At 62.1% G+C, this 20,957-nt stretch carries 16 protein-coding genes; 6 read left to right on the top strand and 10 right to left on the bottom strand.

Annotated elements, in window-relative coordinates; translation table 11 throughout:
• Positions 1-10 precede the first annotated feature (10 nt).
• The 5 genes from ACMGGN_RS20435 to ACMGGN_RS20415 form a co-directional block, all read right to left on the bottom strand.
• On the bottom strand, positions 11-1,753 hold the full coding sequence (locus tag ACMGGN_RS20435; protein WP_115273385.1) for a potassium/proton antiporter: 1,743 nt from the start codon (positions 1,751-1,753) through the stop codon (positions 11-13).
• 186 nt (positions 1,754-1,939) lie between these two features.
• Positions 1,940-3,631: a choline dehydrogenase gene (gene betA, locus ACMGGN_RS20430; protein ID WP_046784979.1), complete on the bottom strand. Its 1,692-nt coding sequence runs from the start codon at positions 3,629-3,631 to the stop codon at positions 1,940-1,942.
• Positions 3,632-3,789: 158 nt separating this feature from the next.
• Positions 3,790-5,262: a betaine-aldehyde dehydrogenase gene (gene betB, locus ACMGGN_RS20425; RefSeq protein WP_115273386.1), complete on the bottom strand. Its 1,473-nt coding sequence runs from the start codon at positions 5,260-5,262 to the stop codon at positions 3,790-3,792.
• A 38-nt stretch (positions 5,263-5,300) separates the two neighbouring features.
• On the bottom strand, positions 5,301-5,957 hold the full coding sequence (gene betI / locus ACMGGN_RS20420) for a transcriptional regulator BetI (RefSeq protein ID WP_039601898.1): 657 nt from the start codon (positions 5,955-5,957) through the stop codon (positions 5,301-5,303).
• A gap of 86 nt (positions 5,958-6,043) precedes the next feature.
• Positions 6,044-6,277 (bottom strand): hypothetical protein, encoded by a 234-nt coding sequence (locus tag ACMGGN_RS20415; protein WP_125923652.1) that lies wholly within the window; start codon positions 6,275-6,277, stop codon positions 6,044-6,046.
• Between the two features lie 214 nt (positions 6,278-6,491).
• On the opposite strand from ACMGGN_RS20415, the gene ACMGGN_RS20410 reads away from it, so the two are divergent.
• Positions 6,492-8,438, top strand: coding sequence for a BCCT family transporter (locus ACMGGN_RS20410; protein WP_237859345.1), 1,947 nt, complete (start codon positions 6,492-6,494; stop codon positions 8,436-8,438).
• 119 nt (positions 8,439-8,557) lie between these two features.
• Complete coding sequence (locus ACMGGN_RS20405) at positions 8,558-13,225, top strand: dermonecrotic toxin domain-containing protein (RefSeq protein ID WP_414156248.1); 4,668 nt, start codon at positions 8,558-8,560, stop codon at positions 13,223-13,225.
• Between the two features lie 6 nt (positions 13,226-13,231).
• Here ACMGGN_RS20405 and ACMGGN_RS20400 read toward each other — a convergent pair whose 3' ends face one another.
• The 4 genes from ACMGGN_RS20400 to gpmI all read right to left on the bottom strand — a co-directional run bounded on the left by ACMGGN_RS20400 (position 13,232) and on the right by gpmI (position 18,393).
• The gene (locus ACMGGN_RS20400; protein ID WP_414156847.1) at positions 13,232-13,999 is read right to left on the bottom strand and encodes a divergent polysaccharide deacetylase family protein; all 768 of its coding nucleotides are present in this window, start codon (positions 13,997-13,999) and stop codon (positions 13,232-13,234) included.
• A gap of 8 nt (positions 14,000-14,007) precedes the next feature.
• On the bottom strand, positions 14,008-15,330 hold the full coding sequence (locus ACMGGN_RS20395) for a S41 family peptidase (RefSeq protein WP_046784985.1): 1,323 nt from the start codon (positions 15,328-15,330) through the stop codon (positions 14,008-14,010).
• A gap of 92 nt (positions 15,331-15,422) precedes the next feature.
• Positions 15,423-16,709, bottom strand: coding sequence for a murein hydrolase activator EnvC family protein (locus ACMGGN_RS20390; protein WP_125923654.1), 1,287 nt, complete (start codon positions 16,707-16,709; stop codon positions 15,423-15,425).
• 148 nt (positions 16,710-16,857) lie between these two features.
• The gene (gpmI, locus tag ACMGGN_RS20385; RefSeq protein ID WP_125923655.1) at positions 16,858-18,393 is read right to left on the bottom strand and encodes a 2,3-bisphosphoglycerate-independent phosphoglycerate mutase; all 1,536 of its coding nucleotides are present in this window, start codon (positions 18,391-18,393) and stop codon (positions 16,858-16,860) included.
• Positions 18,394-18,599: 206 nt separating this feature from the next.
• On the opposite strand from gpmI, the gene ACMGGN_RS20380 reads away from it, so the two are divergent.
• Genes ACMGGN_RS20380 through secB form a run of 3 tightly spaced genes read left to right on the top strand, consistent with a single transcriptional unit; the run spans position 18,600 to position 19,794 of the window.
• A complete protein-coding gene (locus ACMGGN_RS20380; protein ID WP_046784988.1) occupies positions 18,600-19,013 on the top strand; it encodes a rhodanese-like domain-containing protein in 414 nt (137 codons plus the stop codon).
• 1 nt (position 19,014) lies between these two features.
• Positions 19,015-19,269: a glutaredoxin 3 gene (gene grxC / locus ACMGGN_RS20375; RefSeq protein ID WP_046784989.1), complete on the top strand. Its 255-nt coding sequence runs from the start codon at positions 19,015-19,017 to the stop codon at positions 19,267-19,269.
• Between the two features lie 39 nt (positions 19,270-19,308).
• Entirely contained in the window at positions 19,309-19,794 is a 486-nt protein-coding gene (gene secB / locus ACMGGN_RS20370; protein WP_012312355.1) for a protein-export chaperone SecB, read from the top strand.
• A gap of 70 nt (positions 19,795-19,864) precedes the next feature.
• Here the strand turns inward: secB and trmL are convergent, their stop codons facing one another.
• Positions 19,865-20,326, bottom strand: a complete 462-nt coding sequence (trmL, locus tag ACMGGN_RS20365) for a tRNA (uridine(34)/cytosine(34)/5-carboxymethylaminomethyluridine(34)-2'-O)-methyltransferase TrmL (protein WP_011531803.1) — start codon at positions 20,324-20,326, stop codon at positions 19,865-19,867.
• On the opposite strand from trmL, the gene ACMGGN_RS20360 reads away from it, so the two are divergent.
• A complete protein-coding gene (locus ACMGGN_RS20360) occupies positions 20,325-20,762 on the top strand; it encodes a hypothetical protein (protein ID WP_046784990.1) in 438 nt (145 codons plus the stop codon). The two genes, trmL and ACMGGN_RS20360, sit on opposite strands and share 2 nt — an antisense overlap.
• Positions 20,763-20,957: the final 195 nt, after the last annotated feature.

Below are 20,957 nucleotides of genomic sequence, written 5' to 3'. Positions count from 1 at the left end.
GAAACGAAGTTTAGAGGAACAATCCTGGTCCGGGTCGCGTTCCTTCGGGGAATCTGACGCCCACTTTCTGGATCTTGTTCCCGTCCATGGTCGCCACGGTCCAGATCGTGCCGTGCCATTCGACCTGATCGCCCACTACTGGAGCGCCCCCGACCTTCTGTCGGATGAACTGCGCCAGCGGCATTTTTGCGTCCAGGCCGTCGAGTTTCAGGCCGTAAAGGGCTGCCACCGCGCCCAGTTCGGCATCGCCTTCGAGCACGAAGTCGCCGAAAAAGCGCAGGTCCAGGCCGCGTTGCGGGGCTTGGCTGAACAGTTTGCCCAGTGCTGGCAGGTTGTGTTCGTGGCCGATCACGCAAAGCATGTCGCCGACTTCGAGCACGGTACTGCCGGAGGGGTGCAATAGCTGTTCGCCACGGAACAGCGCGGCGATGCGGGTGCCCTCGGGCATCTTCAGTTCGCGCAGGGCGGCACCGATGCACCACTTTTCCGCACCCAGGCGATAGACGAACAACTCCCACTCGCTGGTGATGTGCACCTCGAGCGCAGACCGCGAGATCGGTGCCGGGTCCGGTGGTACCGTGACTTTCAGCAGTTTGGCCATCCACGGCAGGCTGGTGCCCTGCACCAGCAGCGATACCAGCACGATGAAGAACGCCAGGTTGAAGAACAGCTGCGCGTCAGGCAGCCCGGCCATCAGCGGAAACACCGCGAGGATGATGGGGACCGCGCCGCGCAGGCCGACCCAGGAAATGAAGGCTTTCTCGCGGCCATGGAAGGCCTTGAACGGCAGCAGTGCGGCAACCACCGACAGCGGCCGCGCGATCAGGATCATCCACAGCGCCAGGCCCAGTGCGGGCAGGGCGATCGGCAGCAGGTCATGTGGCGTGACCAGCAGCCCCAGCACCAGGAACATGCCGATCTGGGCGAGCCAGGCCATGCCGTCGAGCATGTGCAGGATGCCGTGGCGGCTGCGGATCGGTTTGTTGCCCAGCACCAGGCCGCACAGGTAAACGGCAAGGAAGCCGCTGCCGTGCAGGGCGTTGGTCAGCGAGAACACCGCCAGCCCGCCAGCGATGACCAGAATAGGGTACAGGCCACCGGCCAGGTTGATCCGGTTGACCAGTTGCAGCATCAGCCAGCCACCGCCCAGGCCCAGCAGGCCACCGATGCCGAACTCGCGCAGCAAGTGCCCCAGCAGGCTCCAGTGCAGCCCGGTCTGGCCGCTGGCGATCATGTCGATCAGGGTGACGGTGAGGAAGACGGCCATGGGGTCGTTGCTGCCCGATTCGATCTCCAGCGTGGCCGTGACCCGTTCGTTCAGGCCTTTGCCCCCGAGCAGCGAGAACACCGCTGCGGCGTCGGTGGAGCCGACGATGGCGCCGATCAGCAGGCCCTGGATGAGGCTGAGGTCAAACAGCCAGGCCGCGACCAGGCCGGTGAGGGCAGTGGTGATCATCACGCCGATGGTGGCCAGCGACAATGCCGGCCACAAGGCCACGCGGAAGCTCGCTACCCGCGTGCGCAGGCCGCCGTCGAGCAGGATCACCGCCAGTGCCAGGTTGCCCACCAGGTAGGCGGTCGGGTAGTTGTTGAAGATGATGCCGCCACCGTCCACGCCTGCGAGCATGCCGACCGCGAGGATGATGACCAGGATTGGAATGCCAAGGCGCGACGACAGCGAGCTGACCAGGATACTTGCGCCCACCAGCAATGCGCCGATCAGGAACAGGCTGTTGATGGTGCTTGCATCCAAAGGCAGGTACTCCGGGATAACGCGGGGAAGAGGACTCGATAGCTTTGAAGAACTAGCAGGTCGCGTGCCAATCGATTCTAACCTGATGAATTGGCAGCATGTAAAGCGTTTCTGCAGATGTAGAAAAGGCACCGCGGTGGGTGCCTTTTCTTGTGTTGCCTATGCCGGCGATGAGGCCGGAGCAGGTCAGGCCTGCTTCACTTCACGCATTGGCTTGCCTTTTACCGGGGCGCCGTTGGCCACGTAGTACTTGGCAGTGCTGCGAGGCAGCGGCTTGCGGTTGCGGATCTTGTCCGAGATTTTCTCGGCGATCATGATCGTGGTGGCGTTGAGGTTACCGGTGATGATGATCGGCATGATCGACGCATCCACCACACGCAGGCCCTGCATGCCGTGCACGCGGCCTTCGCCATCGACCACCGCCATGTCGTCGGTACCCATCTTGCACGAGCAGGACGGGTGGAAGGCGGTTTCGGCGTGCTCGCGGATGAACTTGTCCAGCTCTTCGTCCGTCTGCACGTGCGCCCCCGGGCTGATCTCGCGGCCACGGTACGGGTCCAGCGCTGGCTGGGCCATGATCTCGCGAGTCAGGCGGATACCGTCACGGAACTCCTGCCAGTCCTGCTCGGTGGCCATGTAGTTGAACAGGATGCTCGGGTGCTGGCGAGGGTCCTTGGACTTGACCTGGACGCGGCCACGGCTAGGCGAACGCATCGAGCCCATATGTGCCTGGAAACCGTGTTCCTTCACGCCGTTGGAACCGTTGTAGTTAATCGCGACAGGCAGGAAGTGGTACTGAATGTTCGGCCATTCGAACTCGGGGCGGGTACGGATGAAACCGCCTGCCTCGAACTGGTTGCTGGCGCCGATGCCGGTGCCGTTGAACAGCCACTCGGCACCGATGGCCGGCTGGTTCCACCACAGCAGCGACGGGTACAGCGACACCGGCTGGGTGCAGGCGTACTGCAGGTAAAGCTCGAGGTGATCCTGCAGGTTCTCACCGACGCCCGGCAGGTCGTGCACGACCGGGATGTCGAGGCTTTCCAGCAGGGCGCGCGGGCCCACGCCGGAGCGCTGCAGCAATTGCGGCGAGGCGATGGCGCCAGAGCTTACGATGACTTCCTTGCGGGCGCGGGCTTCGACGCGCTCCTCGCTGTCGCCGACCAGATAGGTCACGCCAACGGCGCGCTTGCCTTCGAACAGCACGCGGTCGCTCAGGGCATGGGTGACGATGGTCAGGTTCGGGCGCTTCTTGGCCTGGTCCAGGTAACCGCGGGCGGTGCTGGAGCGGCGGCCGTTCTTGGTCACCGAACGGTCCATCGGGCCGAAGCCTTCCTGCTGGTAGCCGTTCAGGTCTTCAGTGCGCGGGTAACCGGCCTGTACGCCGGCCTCGACCATGGCGTTGAACAGCGGGTTGTTGCCGGCTTTGGGCGTGGCAACGCTGAGCGGGCCTTCACCACCGTGGTAATCGTTGGGGCCGATGTCACGGGTTTCCGCCTTGCGGAAGTACGGCAGGCAGTCCAGGTAAGCCCAGTCTTCCAGGCCCGGCAGTTTTGCCCAGCCGTCGAAGTCCAGGGCGTTACCGCGGATGTAGCACATGCCGTTGATCAGCGAGGAACCACCCAGGCCCTTGCCGCGGCCACATTCCATGCGGCGGCCGTCCATGTGCGGCTCCGGGTCGGTCTCGTAGGCCCAGTTGTAGCGACGGCCTTGGAGCGGGAATGCCAGGGCGGCCGGCATCTGGGTGCGGAAGTCGAGGCGGTAGTCGGGGCCACCGGCTTCGAGCAGCAGGACGGTGACGCTGGCGTCTTCGGTCAGGCGAGTGGCCAGGGTGTTACCGGCCGAGCCGGCACCAACGATGATGTAATCGTATTCCATGGGCTTTCTCCTCGAAAGCAGCGGCAAGCTTCAAGCTACAAGCTGCAAGAAAACACAGCCGTGCGAAGCTCGCGAATGGATTAGGGCTGCAAGGGCCGGGGCATGATGCACCCGGCACTTGCTTGCAGCTTGTTGCTCGCGGCTTGGAGCTGAGTTTCTCAGAAGACCGACGCGTAGCCGCCCAGTTCGACCTGGACCGACTTGATGCGAGTGTACTGCGCCAGCGAACTGATGCCGTTTTCACGGCCGACGCCCGACTGCTTGTAGCCACCGACCGGCATTTCGGCTGGCGATTCACCCCAGGCGTTGATCCAGCAGATGCCGGCTTCGAGCTTGTGGATGATGCGGTGGGCGCGGGTGATGTCGTTGGTGCACACGCCAGCGGCCAGGCCGTATTCGGTGTCGTTTGCGCGACGGATGACTTCTTCTTCGGTTTCGTAGGTGAGGATGCTCATCACCGGGCCGAAGATCTCTTCCTTGACGATGGTCATGTCGTCGGTGCAATCGGTGAACACGGTCGGGGCCACGAAAGCACCTTTGGCGAAATCACCTTCGGTCAGACGCTCGCCGCCGCACAGTACGCGGGCACCTTCTTGCTTGCCCTTGGCGATGTAGCCCAGCACGCTTTCCATGTGCTGGAAGCTGACCAGCGGGCCGAAATTGGTGTTTTCGTCTTCCGGGTTGCCGGCGCGGATACGGGCAACGCGCTCGGCGATCTTGGCTTCGAAGGCCGCTTTCATCTGGGCAGGGATGAACACGCGGGTACCGTTGGTGCAGACCTGACCGGAGCTGTAGAAGTTGGCCATCATGGCGATGTCGGCGGCCTTGTCCAGGTCGGCGTCGGCGCAGATGATCAGCGGCGACTTGCCACCCAGCTCCATGGTGACTTCCTTGAGCGAGGAGCTCGAAGCGCTGGCCATGACTTTCTTGCCGGTGGTGGTGCCGCCGGTGAAGGAGACTTTCTCGATGCGCGGGTGTTCGGTCAGCCAGGTGCCGACTTCACGGCCGCTGCCGGTCAGCACGTTGAACACGCCGTCCGGCAGGCCAGCTTCGGTGTAGATCTCGGCCAGTTTCAGGGTGGTCAGCGAGGTGACTTCCGAAGGCTTGAAGATCATCGCGTTGCCGGCGGCCAGGGCTGGGGCGGACTTCCACAGGGCGATCTGGATCGGGTAGTTCCAGGCGCCGATACCGACGGTCACGCCCAGCGGCTCGCGGCGGGTGTAGACGAACGAGCTTTCGCGCAGCGGAATCTGCTCGCCTTCGATGGCCGGCACCAGGCCTGCGTAGTATTCCAGCACGTCGGCGCCAGTGACGATGTCGACGTAGCGGGTTTCGGAGTACGACTTGCCGGTGTCCAGCGTTTCCAGCATGGCCAGTTCGTCGTTGCGCTCACGCAGAATGTCGACGGCACGGCGCAGGATGCGCGAACGCTGCATGGCAGTCATTGCGGCCCAGATTTTCTGACCGCGCTCGGCGCTTTCGACGGCTTTCTCGACGTCGGCCTGAGTGGCGCGCTGCACGTGGGCGAGGACTTCGCCGGTCGCCGGGTTGATGGCTTCGAAGGTGGCGTTGCTGCCAGCGTCGACATAACCGCCGTCAATGTAGAGTTTTTGCGTTCCGAAACGGGCCATAGTGTCCTCGCAAGTGCAGTGTGTGAGTGGCTTTCGCGTCACGCTCCGGCCGGCTGGGCAAGGGCTGTGCGCGTTTTTTCAGAGGCCGGTGGTTGCGTGTCCGGGCGCTGCTGTTTAGCCAGTTGTAGTTCCAGGTATTCGTAAGCGATCTGTATCGCCTGGCCGGTGTCGAAGGCATCGCCCGACAACGCTCCACGCAGCCACAGCCCGTCGATCAAGGCAGCCAGGCCGCGGGCGGCGGTGCGCGCTTCATCGAGCGGCATGGCGCGGCGGAACTGGCAGCACAGGTTGGAATACAGGCGGTGATCGTTGATCCGCTGCAACCTGTGCAAGGACGGCTGGTGCATGCTGGAGGCCCAGAAGGCCAGCCAGGTTTTCATTGCCGGGCCATTCACCTGGCTGGCATCGAAGTTGCCTTCGATGATCACCCTCAGGTGGGCTCGCGGGCTGTCGTCGGTCAGCGCTTGGCGACGAGCGATCACGCCCTCGTTGAGCATGTTCATGATGTAGCGCATCGTCGCCGCTATCAGGCCGTTCTTGTCCTGAAAGTAGTGACTGATGATGCCGTTCGACACACCGGCCAAACGGGCAATCAGCGCAATGCTGGCATCTCCCAGGCCGACCTGATCGACTGCTTGCAGCGTAGCTTCGATCAATTGCTGGCGGCGGATGGGTTGCATACCGACCTTGGGCATCTTGCTATCTCCTCAGGCCTGACGAGCAGACGAAGTGCGGCTGACTCGGCGAGGACCAGTCTATTTTGTTTTGATTGAACGTTCAATCAATAAAGAATAAGCTCTGCGACAATTTGTGCCATTGACAGTTTTTCAGGCTGTTTCGAGGGCACGGATTGACACCCCAGGAAATCGCGTAACCCCCGGAATACAAGGCGTTGACGGGTATGAGCGATGCGAACTGCAGATTCTGCCGAGCGGTCATCGACCTGCGGCAGGCCCTTGGAGCGGGCGGGGTGCTCTGTGACGAATGCGCGCACCAATCTGATTTGGCGAAGCATTTGCGCCGACCACCTGTCTGGTTTTTGCAACGTTTCTATCAGGGATCACGGTTTCCAAGGTGCTTTTATAACACCTGACGCAGTGGGGGTATTCCACCAATTGCTCGGGAAAAGACTGATTAGCCTCCACAGCCGCACTGCCCGGAGCATTCGTGCAATGAGTTCTGCCTCCCTTACCAAACCCCCCGCCGAGAGGGTACGGGTCAATCGCGTGGTGTTTTTCACTTCCGCGCTGATGATCCTCGTTCTGACTGCCTTGCTTATCGCTGTTCCCGAAACCGCCGGTCAGGTACTGGGCGTGGCCCAGAAGTGGCTGACGCGCACCTTCGGCTGGTACTACATGCTGGTGATCTGCGGTTACCTGCTGTTTGTCGTTTACCTGGCGTTCTCCGATTACGGCAAGCTCAAGCTTGGCGGCAAGGATGACCAGCCCGACTTCAGTTACGGCGCCTGGGCCGGCATGCTGTTTTCCTCCGGTATCGGCATCTCGCTGCTGTACTTCGGCGCCTCCGAGCCGCTGGACCACTACTTCAATCCGCCCCAGGGCACCCCTGCCAGCCTCGAGGCCGCGCGCCAGGGCCTGCAACTGACCTTCCTGCACTGGGGCCTGCATGGCTGGGCGATCTACGCCCTGGTCGGGTTGGCCGTAGGCTACTTTGCCTACCGGCACAACCAGCCGCTGGCACTGCGCTCGGCACTGTATCCGCTGGTCGGCGAGCGTTGGGTCAAGGGCGCTGCCGGCAATGCCGTGGACATCTTCGGCATGTTCGTCACCCTGCTCGGTCTGGTGACCAACCTGGGGATCGGTGCGATGCAGGTGTCTTCGGGCCTTGAATACCTGTTCGGCATGGACCACAGCCAGACCAACCTGCTGGTGGTGATTCTGGTCATGGCCGGCGTGGCTACGGTGGCTGCGGTGTCAGGTGTGGAAAACGGCATCCGCCGCCTGTCCAACCTGAACATCATGCTGTTCAGTGGTTTGCTGATCTTCGTGCTGCTGGGCGGCGAGACCCTGCACCTGCTCAACGGCCTGGTGCAGAACATCGGCGACTACCTCAATGGCATCGTGCTGAAGACTTTCGACCTTTATGTCTACGAAGGCGAGGCCGGCAACTCTGAGCGCTGGTTGGGCCTGTGGACCGTGTTCTACTGGGCGTGGTGGATCTCCTGGGGCCCGTTCGTCGGCATGTTCATTGCCCGTATCTCCAAGGGCCGTACCGTGCGCCAGCTGGTCTGCGGCGTACTGCTGATCCCGCTGGGCTTCACCCTGGCCTGGTTGTCGATCTTCGGCAATACCGCACTTGACCTGGTGATCAACCAGGGCGCCGTGGAGCTGGGCAAGACCGCGCTGGAGCAGCCGTCGATGTCGATCTACCAGCTGCTGGAGTATTTCCCAGCCGCCAAGATCGTGATCGGTGTGGCGGTGTTCGTGGGCTTCGTGCTGTTCCTCACCCCGGCCGACTCCGGTGCGGTGATGATGGCCAACCTGTCGTGCAAGGGCGGCAAGGTCGACGAAGATGCCCCGCACTGGATGGTGGTGTTCTGGTCGGTGATCATCACCCTGGTCACCATTGGCCTGCTGTTCGCCGGTAACTTCGAAGCCATGCAGACCATGGTGGTGCTGGCGGGCCTGCCCTTCTCGGTGGTGCTGGTGCTGTTCATGTTCGGCCTGTACAAGGCCATGAAGCAGGACGTTGCCGTGGAGCAGGAGCGTGCCGAGCTGGCCGCCCGTGGCCGTCGCGGTTTCACCGAGCGCCTGAGCCAGCTGGAGCTGCAGCCGACCCAGGCCGTGGTGCAGCGCTTCATGGACAAGCAGGTCAGCCCGGCCCTGAAAGAAGCAGCCGAGCAACTGCGCACCCTGGGCTTTGATGTCGAGAGCCGTGTTGGCCAGTCGCGCAACATGATGGGCCTGCGGGTGATGATGGAAGAGGGCAACCCCTTCGTTTACGAGGTGAGCCTGGACGGTTACATGGCCGCACCGAGCGATGCGCCGGTCGAGGGCGAGCCGCAGGTGCGCCAGCGCTTCTATCGCGCCGAAGTGTACCTGCACGATGGCAGCCAGGAGTACGACCTGATGGGCTTCGCGCCTGAGCAGATCGTGCGTGATGTACTCGACCAGTTCGAGAGCCATCGCCAGTTGCTGGGCCGCGTCTACAGCTGATCCGGTTAGCCCTTGGGCGGCCGGATGCCGGCCGCCCAACGGCTCCAGCTTTATGTAACGCAGCGAACTTTGCCCCTTGGCACATCCTTGCGCTCCATTTGTCGCGAGGAAGCCGCCCCATGCCCATTCAGCCAAGTCCTGTGCCTGACTTTCGTCGGGCAGTTGCTACCGAGTTTTTCAGTCGTCCAACCCTACGTAGTGTTCTGAGCCAGCAGATTCTCGAATTGCTGGTCCCCTGTCATGCCGCTTTGGCCGGCGCCAGGCTGCCCGATGCCGAACCGCTCATACTCAACATCCCTGCCCGCATTGCGTCCGGCCCGCAGACCTACGACGCGTGGACGCCCCGGCCATTGCTGGAGGTCATGCTTGAGGCATTTCACGCCCGCCAACCCCTGGCATCGCTGGGGGCTGACGGTGGGGATTTCCTGCTGGCAGTCCGGGAACCCTGGTTCCTGCGCGACCAGCAGGGCAACAAATTGCCGTCTGGGGCGATTTCGATCCGGCCCCAACTGGCTGCCTTGGATGACCTCCTGCTTATGCTTGCGGACAACTTCTGCCAAGCCCTGGTCGATTACTGGACGGCGTCAGGCAGTCAAGGCGTGAGCCGGGACCTGTGGCTGCAGCACCTGCTCAAAACGGCATTGCTGCAGAATTTGAGATTGCAAAGCCTGGACGACCAGCAACGTCAGTGTTTGCTCAGCTTGCTCAAGAATCACGGCGCCACTCCTTCTGTATTTATGGTCCAGGTGCAACTCGATAACGACGCTCAGTGGTTGCCTAACCTGCTGGTCAGGGGCGAGTGGGACGAGCGCGAGGTGTTTCTGTGGTGCGCCCCGTCCAGCCTGGTGAGGGCATTTGCATCGCTGGATGACTTCGCTGAAACGTTACGTGACGAGTTTGCCGAGCACCAGCGCTTCGAATCCATGGCATGGCACCGCTATGAGTTGGAAGGTGACGTGTTTGCCCAGCAAAGCAGCCTGTTGTTGGAGATCATGCTTGATGACATAGGGCGTTTGCGTTACGCGCAGTTGCCAGACTGTTCGCTGCTTGAGAGGGCTTTTTCTGCGCTGAGCGACCCCGCGCGCTGGTTCATTGAAGGTTACGGCCAAGCCAGCGAGGCACAGATTGCATTGCCGCCTGGCCTGCGAAATAGCAATGCTGCAAATAACTTTGTCTATCAACGGGGCGTGTTCGAACTGGCTTTGGCTCAGGCTCAGTCCGAAGGGGGTGGGGCGCTTGAGGATGTACTTGATCTGCGCAGCTACACCCGTCAAGCGCTGCGGGCGCGAATGCTTGCTGATTTCCCGGTCGAGGCCAACTATTTTCCGGATGACCTGGTTCTGCAACTGACCATCAATGCCGGCTGGCCCGGTGGTGCCGGCGTCGGGCCGGGCGATTCGGCGGTTGAGCACCGCAGCATGACGTTGACCGATTTCGCCATCGGTAACCTCTGGTCGCTGCAGAGCGCGCAGCTTACCGGCATAACGCACCGTGAAAACCAGTTGATCATGGACTGGATGAATGTCGACTACGTCAAGTCGCTGGTGCAGCGTGTCGACATCGGCAAGCACTACCCCACCTACGTCGCGCAGAAGCTGGACGACCCCGCTACACAGACCGAGCGGATCAAACGCTTTGGCCGTGAATGGCGGTGTTCACTACTGTTCAGCGCGCTCTATGCCCGCTTGCAGGGCGGGCTGAGCGACGCAGGCTTGCAGTGTGTGACCGATTTTTGCCACGGCTACCTTGACCCGCAATTGCCAGCGCTGATGCTGATGCCTCTGGCCTTCAGGCGTGAAGCGAGCGCGATCGAGCAGGATGAGGTCAGTGGCATGTATGTTCTGTTCGCTGCTGAGCCTGCAAAGGTTTTGCTGTATCGGCCTCTGTACAACGCAACGCCGCTGCTCGAGTTTGCCAGCCTGGACCTGATGATGGCTGCAATCCGCAAGCCCGGGCCATTGCAGGACAGCGTCCTTGAGTGGATGTCGCCCGCCTCGCGTGCCGCCTACGCATATGGCGGCTTTTACGAGCCGCATTGGCCAGGGCCTATCCTGGCAAGCGATTTGCTGCCTGAGCGAGGGCGCCCACCAACTTTCGCAGCGCAGTTCTGGCGCAATGATGTGGATGTGAGGCTGTATAAGGCCAATCGCAACCTGCTGGTGGAACTGGCTGACCGCGAATCGGTTTCCAATGCCGAGAGTCGCTGGGCGGTTCTCGTTCAGGGGGCTTGGCTGTTGTTCGACGTTGTAACGTTGCTGCTGCGTGGGCCTGTGGCCGTCGTTGCCTGGCTGGTACAGGCCATTTCCGGATTGCACGACGACCTTGTGGCCTTGCGCGATGGCAGTGCGTTCGAGCGCAGTGCAGCTGTGGTGGACCTGTTGCTCAACGCCTGCATGGCCTTGATGCATTTGCGTTTGCCGCGGTTGCACTTAAGCGAGCCTGTAAGGGACCTTCCCGCTCGGGGCGCAATGCCTGCGTGGCCTGGCGCACAAGCAATGGTTGTTCCCATACAAGGCAAGGTTGGTGTTCCAGGAGGGCTGGCGAAGCATGGCTCTACCCGGCTGGATTTTTCCTGGCGTGGCACACAGGGGTTCAATGTGCTCTCACCGCAGCAGCGCAAGGTGGTGTCCGGTATGCGCGTGGATGTATCGCTGGAAGGCCTGGAACCGCTTGCAGCGGGAGCGGAACGCGGGTTGTACCGCGTTGGCGAGCACTATTACCTTACGCTAGGCGATGGTGTGTACCAGGCCACCTTTGAGGAGCAAGGTTTGCGTATGGTGGGGGCCGACGGCGGCCTGGGGCCCTGGTTGGCGTTCGAGCACGGACAATGGCGTGTCGATCGTGGCTTGCGCTTGCAAGGCGGCATGCCACGCAGTCGCCTTGAAGCCTTGAAAGAGGAAAATCGCAAGAAAATCGAGCAACTCAAGAGCGAAGAAACAGTACTGGCCCGCCAGCACAATGCGCTGGCAGATACGCTGAACAGGCACCGCGACCTGCTCGGTGAAAAGGACAAGCGCATCGCAGTGCTCGAGGCGCTTGCCGAGCCGGACGACTTGGCCCTTCGCGAACTGGAACTGACCCAACGCCTGCGCAAGCAGATCAACTTGAAGATTGTCTATGAGGTCAAGAGCCTGATCGGGAACTCACTCGAGCATGAGCGAGTGGTCGCCAGCCTCTTCAGCATGCGCCATGACAACAATGCCTACAGCAATGCTGTCAGGGAGCAGCGCAGCAGGATCCGCCACAGCCTGATCGAGAATATTTCGACGTTCTATAACGAACTGGCTTCCATCATCAATGATGAGGATGTGCAAAGCCTGGCCGACCAGGTCGTCATACACCCTGAGCAGGCAGAGGAGATCAGCCAGTACGAGCACTTTCGCAGCGTACTGGAAGAGGTCATCAAGTGGGAGTCGGACCTTGTGGACATGTCCCGACTGCTCGACACCCTGCTCGACGAAACGCTCAAGGACGACAGTTACGTTTTCAGAAACGATGAAACCCACCAACGCATCAACAAGGAAGCCGAGCTCAAAGGTACTATTGAGGCGCGTCGGGTATCGGCCATCGATCTGGACTTTCGCCTGCTCCAGGACTTGGCGGAGGTCAGCCTGGACCGGCTGGCCGATGTGGAGGAACGGGTGTTGTCGCAATACCTCGAGTACCTGGCCGGCGACAGCCTGAAAAGTGCAGGCAACGCGCACGGCGATCTGGCTGGCAGTAACCTGGCGCTGGCCGAGCAGATCGAGGTCTTGAGCGGCATCCTGGAAGGTTATGAAGAAGCCGCAGCGATGGCCGATTACCTGGGCAGTGTGGGCGGCGCCGCGATCAGGCAGGAACCGTTGCAGCAGTACAAGAGAACGCTGCGCGGTTTGCAGCGTGCCGCCCAGAACGAGCTGGCCCAAGCGGTACGCGAGCAGGAACTGTCCGAGCCTGCCGCGCCGCGTCCGGTGTTCTACACCCCGCGCGGCGGGCGGCGCAAGCTGGTCCGCACCCATCGCGGGCGCAAGGTGCTGGGCGAGGAAGTCGAGCTGGATGGGGTGGCGGTCGTCCAGCAGCGCGACGAACGTACCCGGCATGTGCTGAAAACCTTCCGTCAGCAAGGTGATGAATGGGTCGAGGATGCGCCACAGCCCGATGAAGCGAAGCCGCCATTCTCGCCGCAGATCCCACGCTTGGCACGCAAGCGGGCTCAGGCACTGCTTGACGAGGTCGATCGGATCAACAAACTGGCCAGAAGCTTTTTCCAGGCTGAGCAACCCAATGGTTTGGCCACGGTCGTCGATGGGCACCTGGAAAAACTGCGGATTGCTCACAGTACTTTGCCCCGCTTGACCCCTGACGATGCTTTGTTCGAGCAGCTGGGGGCGGCCATTGAACGCTTGCAGGCCACCCGTCGCGATCTGCTGACCGGTATCTACCTGTCAACCGACCATCCGGATGCCAGTAGCCTGCGCTTTCTGCTCGACAACCACCAAGTGACGATACACCGCGCAGGGCCACGCAAGCTGCTGGCAGCGGGCGATTACCTGGATGTCTACGAAATCAGGCGTATGCCGCGGGCCGGGCAGGCTCAAGGCGACGGGCTGTGGGAGGCGCACTTCCACTACCTGGACATGGATACGACGGCGCGGCAATTCAGCAAGGGCCATCTGAAGCTGTGGGCGCAGCGCAAATTGGGGCGCCTGGCGCAGCTGCGGGCAGCGACCAGCGGTGAAGCCCTGGTGGCGATCTACCGGGGTAATTTACGCCTGAACCAGGTGGAGGGCCTGATCCCTTTCGACTGAAATGCCTCAGCGGTTGCTGTAGCGGCCGTGCTTGCCGTGTGCGGGCATTGCCTGATTACCGCGCTCGGCGATCATCTGTGAGAGCGTGATCAGTTCGATGCCCTGGCTCTTGAGCCGGGGCATTTGCTGTTCCAGTACTTGCAGGGTCTGCAGATAAGGATGCCCGATCAGCACAGCCGAGCCTTGCCTGTGTGCCAGTGCCACGCCTTGCTGCAGCTGTGTGGTGATGGCCTCTGTGGTGCGTACGTCGTCCAGAAACACGTCGCGCGACACATGCCCAAGGGCCTGTGCCTGGGCCTCGGCGGCAGCGACGGTGGCAGCACTGGTACGGCTGTCTACGAAAAACAGATGCCGCCGCTGGAGTTCCCCCATCAGCCAGGTCATGGCGCCACGCTGGGCGGTCATGCGGCTGCCCATGTGGTTGTTGATGCCGGCGGCGTAGGGCACTTTGGCCAAGGCTGCGTCCAGTCGCCTGGCGAGCTCCGGCAAGGCGATGTCCGGGTGCCAGGCATAGGGCCCGGTGGCGGGGTCCATGGGCATATGCAGGATTACCGTCTTGCCTGCCTTGTGCGCCTGGCGGGCGAACTCGCTGGCGTGGGGGGTATCCGGCATGATCGCCATCGTCACAGGGCCAGGCAGCGCAAGCGTTCTGCTGTCGCGCTCGGTGCTCTGGCCCAGGTCGTCGATGATGATGCTCATGTAGGCCTTGTTGGCCGGCGCTGCATGGGCGAACGCGGCCGACAGGCATAACAGCACGGGCAGCAGATACCGCAACGGATGAATCATTTGCCGGAGGTGATGTTCAGCCCCTTGAGCAGGCTGAGCGCCTGGCTCAGCTGGAAGTCATCGTCCTGCGGACGCTCCTTGCGCTTGCTGCTGCCGGTCGGGCGGTCAGCGCCACCGTTGCCGTTGCCCAGGTGGCCTTGCAGGTCGGCTTCCTTGAAGTTCTCGGTATCGACCTCTGCTGTGAGTTTGGCCGGGCGCACCTCGATGTCCGGCACGATGCCCTGGGCCTGGATCGAGCGGCCATTGGGGGTGAAGTACAGTGCGGTCGTGAGCTTCAGGGCACGGTCGTTGGCCAGTGGCAGCACGGTCTGCACCGAACCTTTGCCGAAGCTGTCGGTGCCCATCAGTACGGCGCGTTTCTGGTCTTGCAGGGCGCCGGCGACGATTTCCGAGGCCGAGGCGCTGCCGCCGTTGATCAGCACGACCAGTGGCACGGCTTCGCTGGCGTCGGCCGGGTCGGCGGAGAAGCGCAGTTCGGAGTTGGCGATACGCCCCTTGGTGTACACGATCAGGCCCTTGGTCAGGAAGTGGTCGGCCACTTCCACCGCTGACTGCAGCACGCCACCGGGGTTGTTGCGCAGGTCCAGAACAACGCCGCGCAGTTTCTTGCCGTTGTCTTTGCGCATCTTGGCCAATGCCTTGCCCACTTCGTCGCCGGTCTTGACCTGGAACTGGGTGATGCGGATGTAGCCGTAGTCGTTTTCCAGCAACTGGCTCTTCACGCTCTTGACCTGGATCACCGCGCGGACCAGGTTCACGTCGAACGGGGTGCCGCCGTCACGTACCAGGGTCAGGGTGATCTTCTCGCCGACCTTGCCGCGCATCTTGTCCACGGCTTCGGTCATGCTCTGGCCGCGGGTGGGCGCACCGTTGATCTTGACGATCAGGTCGCCTGCCTGCACGCCGGCGCGCGAAGCGGGGGTGTCATCGATGGGCGAGACCACCTTGATGAAGCCGTCTTCCTGGCCGACTTCGATACCCAGGCCACCGAACTCGCCACTGGTGCTTTCCTGCAGTTCCTGGAAGTCCTCGGGGCCAAGGTAGGCCGAATGCGGGTCGAGGTTGCTGAGCATGCCTTTGATGGCATTCTCCAGCAGCGTCTTGTCGTCTACCGGCTCGACATAGGCCGCCTTGATGCGGTCCATGACCTCGGCGAAGGTGCGCAGCTCTTCCAGTGGCAGCGGCGCCCTGGCGGTCACCTCGGTGGCTGGCACCGCGGCGGGCTTGGCGGGCGCCGGCTCGGCAGCGATGGCCAAAGGCATACCAGTCGCCAGGGCGATGGTCAGGGCCAGCTGGGTGAGACGAGGCGAGTGCAGCATGTCGAACGAACTCCTGATCCTGTAGGCGCTCCCTGGGGAGCATCGGCCCAGCGTGGGGCGCCGGGCCGTAAAAAAGTGACTAGGCTTTAACCTTAACCTTTGCACCACTGCGAAGGGTCGGTTGGCCTGCCCTGCTGGCGGATGGCGAAGTACAAGCCGGCGGCATCCTGGCCGCCGCTGTCGCCAACGGTGGAAATGGCCTCGCCGGCCTTGACGATGTCCCCGGCGCTCTTGAGCAGGCTCTGGTTGTGGCCGTACAGGCTCAGGTAACCATTACCATGGTCGAGAATGACCAGAAGTCCAGCACCGCGCAACCAGTCGGCGAACACCACGCGCCCGCCGTGCACGGCACGCACCTGGGTGCCGGGGTTGGCGCTGATCATCACGCCGTCCCACTTGGCTCGGGCATCGCTGCCACGGGCTTCACCGAAACGTGCCAGCAATCGACCATTGACGGGCCAGGGAAGTTTGCCCCGTGCGGCAGAAAAAGCACCGCCGTAGGTTGAGCTGCTGCTGGAAACCAACGGGCCTAGGGTGGTGCGCGCCTTTTTTGGCGGTTCGCTGTCTTGCTGTGCGGCCAGCGCTTCCTGCTGTCGGCGCTTTTGGGCCTCTTGCTCGGCCAGCAGGGCCTTCTTGCGCGCTTCTTCGGCCTCACGGGCCTGACGGGCCAGGGTTTCCTCAATGGTCTTGAGCACCTTGGCAAGGTCGGCCTGGTCTTGTTCACGGGCCTGCAGCTTCTTGTCGCGGTCTTTCATGTCACTGTTGAGCTTGGCCAGCACCTGCTGACGTTTGCCACGTTCGGCTTCCAGGGCCTGGCGGCGGCTGTCGAGATCGGCGCGCTGGGCCAGCAACTGTTCTTGCTGGCGGGAAATGTCCTGTTCGACATTGGCCAGCTGGCGCAAGGTCTCGTTGAAGGCACGCAGCTGCTCCATACGCGCCTTGCTCAGGTAGTCGTAGTAGCTGAGGGTGCGGGCGAACTTTTCTGGGTTCTGCTGGTTGAGCAGCAGCTTGAGGTATTCCTCACGGCCATTGTTCTGGTAGGCGGACCGCGCCTGAATGGCGATCAGTCGCTGTTGTTCAATGCGCGAGCTCTGGAGTTTTTTTTTCTCGGTATCAAGGCGCTCCAGCTCGCCCTCGGTCTTTTTTAGTTCTTGCTGCAGAGCCTCCACCTGCTTTTCGAGGTTGCCGATGTCGGTCTCGGTGGCTTTGAGGTCTTTCTGCACGCCGGATTTTTCTTCCTGGAGCTTGCCCAGCGTTTTCTTGAGCTCGGCGATGTCCTGGCGGGTGGCGTCCAGTTGTTGCTGGGTCTGTGCGCGCTCGTCGGCGAAGGCCGGGCTGAGCAGGCAAGACAGGGCTAGGAGAATCAGGGCGCGAAGCATGAGGTTGGGCGTACCAAGGATGGAGACTGGCCTAGTATGCCCGCCCGGGGCTGCAAAAAAAACGCCTCACGGCGTCAGCGGCAAGCTTCAAGCTACAAGCGGCAAGCAAAAGCAGGCGCCAGGCCAGGTTTCGCTTGCCGCTTGCCGCTTAATCCTCGAGCAGAATCGAGGTGCCGGTCATTTCCGCAGGTTTTTCCAGCCCAAGCAGCTTGAGCATGGTCGGCGCCACGTCGGCCAGTACGCCGCCCTCGCGAACCTTGACCTGGCGCTTGCCGACATAGATGAACGGTACCGGCTCGGTGGTGTGGGCCGTATGCGCCTGGCCGGTGCATTCGTCTTCCATCTGCTCGACGTTGCCGTGGTCTGCGGTGATCAACGCTTCGCCGCCGACCTTGTCCAGTGCCTCGACGATGCGACCGACACAGCCGTCCAGGGCTTCGACGGCCTTGACTGCGGCATCGAACACGCCGGTATGGCCGACCATGTCACCGTTGGCGTAATTGACCACGATCACGTCGTAGCGCTGCTGCTCGATGGCCTCGACGATGCGATCGGTGACCTCTGGGGCGCTCATTTCCGGCTGCATGTCGTAGGTGGCGACTTTCGGCGACGGGATCAGGATGCGCTCTTCGCCTTCGAACGGTTCTTCGCGCCCCCCGGAGAAGAAGAAGGTGACGTGTGCGTATTTCTCGGTCTCGGCGATGCGCAGCTGGGTCTTGCCGTTTTTGGCCAGGTATTCACCCAGCACATTGTTCAGGCTGGCCGGGGCAAACGCCGCCGGGGCCGGGATTTTCGCCGAGTACTGGGTCAGGCCGATGTAGGCGGCCAGCTTCGGCAGGCGTGCCCGTGGGAACTCGTTGAAATCGGCTTCGACGAACACGCGCGACAGCTCACGTGCGCGGTCGGCGCGGAAGTTCATGAAGATTACGGCATCGCCATCTTCGACCTTCACCGCTTCGCCAATACGCGTGGCCTTGACGAATTCGTCGCTCTCGTCGCGCGCATAGGCCGCTTCGAGCCCGGCAACAGCGCTGTCTGCAGTGTGTTCGGCAACGCTGTCGACGATCAGGTTGTAGGCGGCGCTCACGCGGTCCCAGCGGTTGTCGCGGTCCATCGCGTAGTAACGGCCGATCAGGCTGGCGATTCGGCCTTTGCCAAGCTTGGCAAAGGCCGAATCGAGCAGCTCGATGGACGATTGCGCGCTGCGCGGCGGGGTGTCACGACCGTCGAGGAACGCATGCAGGTAGATCTTCTCGGCGCCACGCTGCGCGGCCAGTTCGGCCATGGCAATCAGGTGGTCCTGGTGGCTGTGTACGCCGCCGTCGGAGAGCAGGCCGAGGATATGCACGGCCTTGCCGGCACCTGCAGCCTGGTCCACCGCGCCTGTCAGCACCGGGTTCTTGAAGAACTCGCCGTCGCGAATGGCCTTGGTGACGCGGGTGAAGTCCTGGTAGACGACACGGCCGGCGCCCAGGTTCATGTGACCGACTTCGGAGTTGCCCATCTGCCCGTCCGGCAGGCCGACGTCCATCCCTGAACCGGAAATCAGGCCATGCGGCGCGGTGGCACGCAGGCGGTCATAGACCGGAGTGTTGGCGGCATAGATGGCGTTGTATTCGGGGCTTTCGCTGTGGCCGAAGCCATCCAGGATGATCAGGACCAGGGGTTTGGGCGTACTCGTCATCAATCAAACTCACGGTTGTTCAAAGATGATAAAGACACGCATTTTAGGGCAAATGCGCCACCTGCGGCGAATATTCGTCCTGTTCCCTGACCAGCGCGGCGCCCGCGAGAACGGGAAGGTAGTTTTCCCACCGGCCTGTCGGACTTTGGTGGTCATTGGGGGCTGTGTATACTGGCCGGCATTTTCAATCGCCTGGAACACCGCTGATGGTTGCTCACCTGATTCAATTCGCGACAGATCACTACATCCTGGTTGCGATCTTCGTTGTTCTGCTGGTCCTGCTGCTGCTCAATGAAATCCGCCGTGGCGGCCAGAGCCTGAGCAATGGCCAACTGACCGCCCTGGTCAATGCCGAGAAGGGCCTTGTCATCGATATCCGCCCTGCCAAGGAATACTCCGCCGGCCACATCGTTGGTGCGGTGAACATCCCGCAGGACAAGGTCGCCACCCGCATGACCGAACTGGACAAGCACAAAGAGAAGACCCTGATCGTCGTCGACGCAATGGGCCAGCAGTCCGGCACCATCTGCCGCGAACTGCTCAAGGCTGGTTATACCGCCGCCAAGCTGAGCGGTGGCGTTTCCAGCTGGAAAGCCGATAACCTGCCCCTGGTGAAGTGATATGAACGACGTCATCGTCTACTCCAGCGACTACTGCCCTTACTGCATGCGTGCCAAGTACCTGCTCGAGAGCAAGGGCGTGGCCTTCGAGGAAATCAAGGTCGACGGCAAGCCGCAGGTACGCGCCGAGATGAGCCAGAAGGCCGGCCGGACTTCGGTGCCGCAGATCTGGATCGGCAGTACCCATGTCGGTGGCTGCGATGACCTCTACGCCCTGGAGCGCGCCGGCAAGCTCGACGCGCTGCTCAAGGCCTGATTTGCACTGCATTCAAAAACATTAGGATAAGGATCTGCCATGACTGACCAACAGACCAACGGCGCAGCAGCCGAAGACAACAGCCCTCAGTTCTCCATGCAGCGTATCTACGTGCGCGACCTGTCGTTCGAGGCCCCGAAAAGCCCGCAGATCTTCCGTCAGACCTGGGAGCCGAGCGTTGCCCTGGACCTGAACACCAAGCAGAAGGCTTTGGAAGGCGACTTCCACGAGGTGGTGCTGACCCTGTCGGTGACCGTCAAGAATGGTGACGAAGTGGCGTTCATCGCTGAAGTTCAGCAGGCTGGTATCTTCCTGATCAAGAACCTCGACGCCTCTTCCATGAGCCACACCCTCGGCGCGTTCTGCCCGAACATCCTGTTCCCGTACGCCCGCGAGACCCTGGATAGCCTGGTGACCCGTGGTTCGTTCCCGGCCCTGATGCTGTCGCCGGTCAACTTCGACGCCCTGTACGCGCAAGAGATGCAGCGCATGCAGGAAGCGGGCGAAGCACCGACCGTGCAGTAATTTTGCCCGGTAGCAAAGAGGCGACCTTCGAGGTCGCCTTTTTATTACCCGGCTGCCTGCTTCGGGCTTGTCAGCTCCCGGCAAACCCCTGCTGCCGCCACGCCTCATACACCGTCACCGCCACGGTGTTGGACAGGTTCAGGCTGCGGCACCCCGGCCGCATCGGCAGGCGCAGGCGTTGCTCGGCCGGCAGGCTGTCCAGCACCTCGGCCGGCAGGCCACGGCTTTCCGGCCCGAACAGGAAGGCGTCGCCCGGCTGGTAGGCAACCTCATGAAACGGGTGCGAACCCTTTGTGGTAAAGGCGAACAAGCGTGGGTTGCCCAGGCTCTCCAGGCATCCGGCCAGGCTTTCGTGGCGCTTGAGCGTGGCATACTCGTGGTAATCCAGCCCAGCACGGCGCAGCCGCTTGTCGTCGAGCTCGAAGCTGATCGGTTCGATCAGGTGCAGCGCGCAGCCACTGTTGGCGCAGAGGCGAATGATATTGCCGGTATTGGGCGGAATTTCAGGTTGAAAGAGGATGACGTGAAACATGCACGGCTCCAAGCGTGAAGATGGCGAGCATTCTACCCCCGAACCTGATGTGCGTTCGAAGGGCTTGCCGAAGGTTTTGCTCTCGTTGGCGATCGTCGGCTTGATGGTCGGTTTGATGATCGGCCGTCTGACTGCACCCGAAGCGCTCGTGCTTGAGCGGGTGGAGGTGGTGCAGGACGGGCTGGACCTGTGGTTCAACGATGAACCGAAGCTGCATGGCGAGAATGTCCAGGGTACGGTCGCGTTGCTGTTCCAGGCCGAAGGTAAAGCCCAGCGTGGGCAACTGACCCTGCAGGGCAAGCCGGTGAGCTGGCGTTTGCAGAAAAGTGAGGAAGGGTTGCTGCTGAGCGTGATTGCCGCGCGCCCTCTGCGTGGCGAATGGGCCGGTGCAGAGGACGCGGGGCGCTGGCGGGTGCAGGTGAGGCTGCACGAATAAAAGAGGGGATGTCCCGGCCTGCCTGTACCAGGGTCCCCAAAGCTTGCGCTACTGCGTGTAAAAGAGGGGATTCCCGGCCTGCCTGTACCGAGGCCCCCGAAACTGGAGATACATTACGTATTGCAGGTGGCGTGCCAGTTTTGAAAAGCCTGGAAACATTGGGTTTCAGGGCGATCTGGCCGGTTTTTGAGGGGA

Source organism: Pseudomonas sp. BNK-30 (assembly GCF_047456185.1).
Taxonomy (GTDB): Bacteria; Pseudomonadota; Gammaproteobacteria; order Pseudomonadales; family Pseudomonadaceae; genus Aquipseudomonas; species Aquipseudomonas putida_E.
Note: the sequence above shows the minus strand (reverse complement) of the source record. Positions and strands in the feature narration are given on the sequence as shown.

What these genes read in the sequence shown, in the direction of transcription:
- gpmI (WP_125923655.1), bottom strand. Translation starts at nt 18,393, where the DNA reads ATGACGAGTACGCCCAAACCCCTGGTCCTGATCATCCTGGATGGCTTC.
- trmL (WP_011531803.1), bottom strand. Translation starts at nt 20,326, where the DNA reads ATGTTTCACGTCATCCTCTTTCAACCTGAAATTCCGCCCAATACCGGC.
- ACMGGN_RS20390 (WP_125923654.1), bottom strand. Translation starts at nt 16,709, where the DNA reads ATGCTTCGCGCCCTGATTCTCCTAGCCCTGTCTTGCCTGCTCAGCCCG.
- ACMGGN_RS20360 (WP_046784990.1), top strand. Translation starts at nt 20,325, where the DNA reads ATGCACGGCTCCAAGCGTGAAGATGGCGAGCATTCTACCCCCGAACCT.
- betB (WP_115273386.1), bottom strand. Translation starts at nt 5,262, where the DNA reads ATGGCCCGTTTCGGAACGCAAAAACTCTACATTGACGGCGGTTATGTC.
- ACMGGN_RS20415 (WP_125923652.1), bottom strand. Translation starts at nt 6,277, where the DNA reads ATGCTTCGCCAAATCAGATTGGTGCGCGCATTCGTCACAGAGCACCCC.
- betA (WP_046784979.1), bottom strand. Translation starts at nt 3,631, where the DNA reads ATGGAATACGATTACATCATCGTTGGTGCCGGCTCGGCCGGTAACACC.
- grxC (WP_046784989.1), top strand. Translation starts at nt 19,015, where the DNA reads ATGAACGACGTCATCGTCTACTCCAGCGACTACTGCCCTTACTGCATG.
- ACMGGN_RS20395 (WP_046784985.1), bottom strand. Translation starts at nt 15,330, where the DNA reads ATGCTGCACTCGCCTCGTCTCACCCAGCTGGCCCTGACCATCGCCCTG.
- ACMGGN_RS20405 (WP_414156248.1), top strand. Translation starts at nt 8,558, where the DNA reads ATGCCCATTCAGCCAAGTCCTGTGCCTGACTTTCGTCGGGCAGTTGCT.
- betI (WP_039601898.1), bottom strand. Translation starts at nt 5,957, where the DNA reads ATGCCCAAGGTCGGTATGCAACCCATCCGCCGCCAGCAATTGATCGAA.
- ACMGGN_RS20380 (WP_046784988.1), top strand. Translation starts at nt 18,600, where the DNA reads ATGGTTGCTCACCTGATTCAATTCGCGACAGATCACTACATCCTGGTT.
- secB (WP_012312355.1), top strand. Translation starts at nt 19,309, where the DNA reads ATGACTGACCAACAGACCAACGGCGCAGCAGCCGAAGACAACAGCCCT.